This window comes from Cupriavidus sp. CP313 (assembly GCF_054072015.1).
This window is the reverse complement of record NZ_JBSVZB010000059.1, coordinates 21,525-27,795: the sequence shown is the minus strand read 5'-3', so window position 1 is coordinate 27,795 and position 6,271 is coordinate 21,525. Positions and strand designations below refer to the sequence as shown.

Annotated in this window: 5 protein-coding genes; 1 reads left to right on the top strand and 4 read right to left on the bottom strand. The window is 66.6% G+C overall.

The features are described from left to right. The coding region (locus ACW4E8_RS39735; RefSeq protein WP_456809480.1) for a DNA-binding protein at positions 1–886 on the bottom strand (886 nt) is incomplete at its 3' end. A 172-nt stretch (positions 887–1,058) separates the two neighbouring features. On the opposite strand from ACW4E8_RS39735, the gene ACW4E8_RS39730 reads away from it, so the two are divergent. After that, positions 1,059–3,995, top strand: coding sequence for a Tn3 family transposase (locus ACW4E8_RS39730; protein WP_456809479.1), 2,937 nt, complete (start codon positions 1,059–1,061; stop codon positions 3,993–3,995). Between the two features lie 245 nt (positions 3,996–4,240). On the opposite strand, the gene ACW4E8_RS39725 is transcribed toward ACW4E8_RS39730, so the two are convergent. Genes ACW4E8_RS39725 through ACW4E8_RS39715 form a run of 3 tightly spaced genes read right to left on the bottom strand, consistent with a single transcriptional unit; the run spans position 4,241 to position 6,230 of the window. Next, positions 4,241–4,888, bottom strand: coding sequence for an RraA family protein (locus ACW4E8_RS39725; protein WP_456809478.1), 648 nt, complete (start codon positions 4,886–4,888; stop codon positions 4,241–4,243). Beyond that, complete coding sequence (locus ACW4E8_RS39720; protein ID WP_456809482.1) at positions 4,888–5,550, bottom strand: RraA family protein; 663 nt, start codon at positions 5,548–5,550, stop codon at positions 4,888–4,890. The genes ACW4E8_RS39725 and ACW4E8_RS39720 overlap by 1 nt, the downstream gene beginning before the upstream one ends. Positions 5,551–5,561: 11 nt before the next feature. Further along, positions 5,562–6,230, bottom strand: coding sequence for an RraA family protein (locus tag ACW4E8_RS39715; RefSeq protein ID WP_456809477.1), 669 nt, complete (start codon positions 6,228–6,230; stop codon positions 5,562–5,564). Positions 6,231–6,271: the final 41 nt, after the last annotated feature.

Here is a 6,271-nt window from a genome sequence, read left to right as displayed (position 1 = left end):
CGGCCTTGCGCCGCCGCCCGCCACCACTCTCCCCCCGCCCGGGTGGCGCCACCCGCAATTCTGCCAGCAGCTGGCGCGCCAGCGCCGCTTCGGCTTCGGCCCGTTCGGCCCGGCGCTGTGCCGCAGCCAGCTCCACCTGCACCGCGTCCAGGTCGTGCGCCGATTTGCGCTGCGCCTGCTGGGCGCTGGCGAGCCGATCGGCGAGCGCCGCGGCCTGCGCCTCGAGCCGGGCGCGGACTTCGGCCTGCGCCACCGCCGCGTCGCGGGCCTCGCTACGCGCGGCCACCAGTTCGCCGCGCAAATCGTCGGCCGTGCGCTCGCTCTTCTGGCGCGCGGTGCGCTCCGCGTCCAGTTCGCGCAGACTCCGCCTCTCGCTGGCTTCGGCCCGTTCCTGCGCGAGGGTCACCTGCTCGCGGGCGCGCTCCAGCTCGGTCGAGAATTGGGTGCGCAGTTCCGCCAGCTGCCGGCCGGCGGCGTCCAGTTCCGCCCGGCCCGCTTCCAGCCTGGCCTGGGTCGCGGCGTGGGCCTGGCGCTCCGTGGCGAGGTCCGCCTGCCCGGCGTCGTGCGCCTGGCGCGCCTCGACCAGCTGCGCCGCGATTGCCGCGACGTCCTCGCGCGCCGCCGCGGTCTCGGCGCGCGCGGCGTCGCGCTCGCCCTCGGCGGCGCTGGCCGCGTGACGGGCCTCGGCGCGCAGCGTGGCCAGCTCGCCGGTGGCGGCTTCGTTGGCCGCCTGCCAGATGGTCCGGACCGCTTCGGCGGCGACCTGTTTCAAGTCGTCCGGCAGGTCCGGATGCTCGATGGTGACGCGCGTGCGCCCGCGCAGTTCCTGCCAGGGGTCTCCTTGATTTTGCTGCAGTTTACCGGGATAGCGCCCCCAAGCATCCATGCGTGTTCCCGGGCGACGCCCAGGAAAATAGTCACGTAAATCAATAAGTTACTGTCTGCCCTTTTCGGTCGCCGGAATTGCCTCATGAGACACTTTATTGGCAGACACGTTGCGTCTCAGTCTCCTTGTCGCTAATCTCGGCGGTCCGTCTCACGCTTGGGAGAAAAGCGCGATGGACCACTGGCAATTGGCGTACCTCGGCATGCGGCAGATTCCGCGCGAACTCAGCGAGTTCGAGCTTGCCACGTTCTTCACCTTCTCCGCCAAGGAGCGATCCCTGATCGACGCGCGGCGCAGCCATCTGTATCGCTTGGCCTGTGCCGTTCATGTCGGCTTTGTCCGCATGACGGGGCGCACCCTCGATGCCTACAAGCAGGTGCCCAAATTCCTCTGGGCTTATGTTGGCGCGCAACTCGGCATCACGCCGCCGGATATGGGCACGCTGGGTGCGCTGTATGACGGGCGCACCGATACCTTGGTGGACCACCAGATGCTAGCCTACCAAGCCCTCGGGTTCAGCCCGATGGCAGAGCATCAGCGACGTTACGTGACGCGCTGGCTCAAGGAGCGGCTGGCGGGCCAACCGAGCCGTAGTGACCTGCTGCACGAGTTGAAGCGCTGGCTGTACGAGCATCGCATCCTGATTCCGCATGACCGGGCGCTGAAACGACTCATCAGCCAGGCGGTGGAGGCCTTCGAGGCGGCCCTGGCTGGCGCGCTGGTGCAAGCCTATGGCGAGGCCGCCCTCGATGCGTGGGGTACCTTGTTACCGCGACCGGATGGCGACCGCGCGAGCCTGCAGCAATGGCTGTGGGCGGTCCCGCTGCGCAACTCGACCCATCAGATAGGCGAGTTGTTTAACAAGATCGATAGGCTCTACAAGCTGGGCATCCAACACGGCTGGCCGGCGGCCTGCAATGAGGCAGTGGTGCGGCACTACGCGAGGCGCTGCGCCAACCGTCCGGCGTCGGTCAGCAAGCGGGTCGCGCAACAGTCCCGCCGTCTGGAATCGGCTTGCTTTTTGCGCTATGCCTTGTGCGCGGCCACGGACCAGTTGTCGTCTATGCTGCGGCACTGGATTCGTAAATGTGTCAACGATGCCGTACGCCTGATTGACGCCGGCCGACCGGACCCAGGTGCAAAACTGCGGGAATTCGCTGCCGCCGTCAAAGCGCTGGTCGCCGACGACACGCTGACGCGAGAAGCGCTCTGTCAGCAACTGCGCACCATGGCCGATGCAGCAACCGGCCAGAATCTGCCAAGCCGTGCCAGCCTGATCCGCGCGCAACTCCTGTCGCGACACCGGCTAGCCCGAGCCATGCTGGGCAGACTGGTTCGCCTGCCATTCGCGGCACAGTCGGCCCACCCGGTGATCGAGGCGATGGAGGTGTTGCGCAAGCTCTATGCGCGCAGGGCCGACTGGCTCCCCGATCGGGTGATGGTTCGATTGGGACGCGCCTGGCAGCCAGCATTGGAGGGCCAGGATCGCCAGCGGGCCCTGGCCGCCTTCGAATGGGGGACGCTGTTTGCCCTGCGGGTGGCGCTGCGCAATGGCTCGGTCTTCCTGGACCACAGCTTCGCCTTTCGCAGTCAGGCAGCCATGCTGATCTCTAACGAGGATTGGCAGGCCCGGCGTAACCACTTCTATGGCCATCTCAAACTGCCGCAGGATGCCAGGACATTCCTGGAGCCCGTGGTTGCACATTTGGGTGCGGGTCTCACCAGGTTGCGCGACGCCGCCCTGCGCGGCGAACTGAAAATCGATAGTGCGGTCCACATCAATCCGCTTGCAGCGAAGCAGCCCGAAGCCTCGGTGGATGCCCTGCGGCGCGCGCTGTTCGAGCGGCATCCCAGCGGGCAGTTGCCGGAAATCCTGCTGGAGATTGACAGCAGCACCCACTTCGGTTGGCTCCTGGTGGGCCGGGAGCCGCATTCACGCAGCGAGCTGTTGATGGTCTACGCGGCGGTGCTGGCGCACGGCACCTCGATGTCGGCTGCAGACCTCGCACGCATGGTGCCGGAGTTGACGCCCAGCGCAATCCGGCAGATGATGCATCGCATCGCGGATGAGCGCAAACTGCGCCAGGCCGCCGACGCCGTACTCGCCTTCATGCACCAGCACCCGATCGCCCGGCACTGGGGACGCGCCGATTTGGCGTCATCGGACATGATGTCGTTGGAGACCACGCGCACGGTCTGGCAGGCACGGGCCGATCCCCGCCGTCGCACCGCGTCGATTGGTATGTACACGCATGTCCGCGACCGCTGGGGCATCTTCTATGACCAGCCAATCCTGCTGAACGAGCGGCAGGCCGGCGCGGCCATCGAAGGCGTGATCCGCCAGAGCGGATCGGAAGACGTGGCGCAACTTGCGGTCGATACCCATGGCTACACCGATTTCGCCATGAACCTGTCCCGGCTGCTTGGCTTCGATCTCTGCCCGCGGCTTGCCCACCTGCGCGATCGCCGCCTGCATGTGCCCAGGGATCACGAGATACCGGCCGAATTGGCTGCGGTCGCGGACGCGGATGTCCGGCTGGACTTGATCGAACGTGCCTGGGACGAGCTGGTCCGGATCGCGGCATCGGTGCAAAGCGGGCAATGCACGGCGGTCCAGGCGCTGACGCGCTTCGGCGCGGCCGCGAAAGGTCAACCCGTCTATGAGGCTGGCGTTCATCTCGGGCGGCTGTTTCGCACGATCTTCCTAATCGACTATTTCACCAATCCGGCGTTCCGCCATGAGATGCAGCATGCCTTGAACCGCGGCGAGGCGGTCCACACGGTGCAGCGGGCCATCCACTATGGCAAGATTCCCCTGGAACTGGCCCGGCACGATGCGTCGCTGGCGGCGGTGTCGTCGGCCCTGACCTTGCTGTCCAATGCCGTGATGGCCTGGAACACGCTGCACATGCAACGCGCGCTGGACGCGATTGAGGCCATCGGTGGGGAGGCCATGCGTACCGAAGATCTGCGCCAGATTGCGCCGACCCGCCTGGACGGCATCAACTTGCGCGGCACTTTCGACTTCCCGATTGCACGCTACGCCCATCGGCTGCTGCCGAGTGCGACGAGCACGCCGGACCTGCTGTCGCAGTGGCGCACTGCATAGCCCAACTTTTTTCGGAGTGAGACGCACAAGACCCGGCGTGTGTCTCTGACGGATGAAACCTGCTTGAAATGCTGAAACGCGGCACTGGGCAGTGGCTCAGATCGGCCAGTCTCTGCCGTTCGCCTCTAGTCAAGTCAAAGGCCGAAAGCTCCGGCAAAACGGCCCTTCCGCAGTCAGCGCCCTACGAGGCCTAGGCCTCCCTGTACTTGGCCGCATGAACCACTTGGCCATTGCGGGGTAGGCCGTCACGTACCTTCCCTCCAGCGCGACAAGCCCAGCAGGTCAAGGGTTGTCCGTCCTTGCCGCAGCTCGTCCATGATCCGCGCCTCCTTGTCAAAGCGCGCCTGCCCCTGTGCCAGGGTCGCCTCGACCTGCGCCGCCGGAATGACGACGACGCCGTCATCATCAGCCACCACCAGGTCGCCCGCGGCTACCGGGGTGCCGGTGAAGCTGAGCGGCTGCCCCACCGACGGGACACTGGCCTTGATTGTTCCGCGCACGGAGATCCCGCGCGAAAACGCTGGGAAGCGCCGAGCGGTCAGTGCCGCGACATCGCGCACGCCGCCGTCGATCACTAGTGCGGCGATGCCGGCCGCCTCGGCCGCGACCGTCAGCACTTCGCCCCAATAGCCTGCCACGAAGCCGCCGGTGGACACGACCAGGATGCTGCCGCGCGGCGCCTTCTCCATCGCGACGTGAATGGCCAGGTTGTCGCCCGGTGCGCATTCCAGCGGGTAAGCGGGACCAGCAACCGACGCGCCCGGCCAGATGGCGCGGACCAGCGGATCGACCGCGCTGGTGGGCAGGCCCGAGGCTTCGTAGAGCGTGGACGAGCCCAGCTTGCGCGCCAGTGCAAGGCTGGCGTCGCTGTAGGTGGTGTGGGATGCGGTCATCATGCTTTCCTTTGCAGCGTGTGGTAGCCCAGCGCTTCGCGCGCCTGGCCCAGGGTCTTGCCTTGCGCGATCTGTGCACGGATCTGGGCTTCTACGCCTTCGATCTGCCGCGCGACGTCCGCCACTTCCCGGGCGCGTTCACGCGGTACCACCACGACACCGTTAGCGTCCGCCACCACGATGTCGCGCGCGGCCACGCGGGCGGTGCCGATGGAGACCGGCACGCCCACGGCCTCCACCTGCACACGATCCTTGCCGGTGCGCATGAAGCGGCCTTTGGTGAACAGCGGGTAGCCGTCACCCAGCGCCTTGGAGACGTCGCGGCAGACACCGTCGATGACGGTGGCGCCGATCCGGCGCAGGCCGGCGTACTGGGTCATGATGTCGCCCCACACCGTGCAGTCGGTGCGGCCGTCGTTATCGATCACGATGACGTCGCCCTCGGCCACCTCATCGATAAAGTCGCCGACCGACCCGGCCGGCGTGGTCGCCGACACGTACTTGACAGTGAATGCCGGGCCGACGACCGTGCCCTTGTAGTTGTCCAGCGGCGCGATGCCCAGGCATTGGCCGGGCAGGCCCAGCTTGTCCATGGCATCGGATACGCCCGGCGTGTCCAGCCCCTCGAACAGGGCGACCAGTTCCTTGTCTTCTGAGCGCATGGCGGGTGCGTTCATTTCGTGCCTCCTTGATTGATGGCTTCAAACTCTTTGTCGTGCATGACTTCCGCGACCGGGCGGCCGGTGCGCACCGCGGCCACCATGCCGTCCTGGCGGCGCGCGATGCGTTCGCCAAGGTCGAGCACCTCTTCGATGCGCGCGGCCGGCACGAACACCGCGCCGCAGCGGTCGGCGATCACGTAGTCGTCCTGCTGCACCGTCACGCCTCTGACCTGCACCGGCTCGCCCGAGCCAGTCTGGATCACACGGTTGCGCGCGCTGATCATGGTGATGCCGCGGCCGTAGACCGGGTAGTCGATCGACTCGCTGCCCTCGATGTCGCGGCTGTAGCCGTCGATGACGGAACCCCTGATCTTCTTCGCACAGGCCGCATTGGCGAGGATGTCGCCCCAGCACGAGATACCATCGACACCGCCCGCGATCACGAGTACGCGGTCATCGGTGTTGACGGCGTCAATCACCGGCGAAATCAGGTGTACCGTCGGCTTGGCATCCGTCTTGGGCCCGAGCTGGATAGTGCTGGCGCGGCCCACGATCTTCGGGCAGTCCCACAGGGGCAGCAGGCCATGCGTGGCGCCGGGCAGCCCCAGGAAATCGAGCGCGTCGGAGACCGTATTGGTGTCGAGCGCGGCAAGGCGCTCAAGCAAGGAAGGCTGTTTCATCGGATGAATCCCTCAATAAGTTGGTGATGCCATTCGGCAAG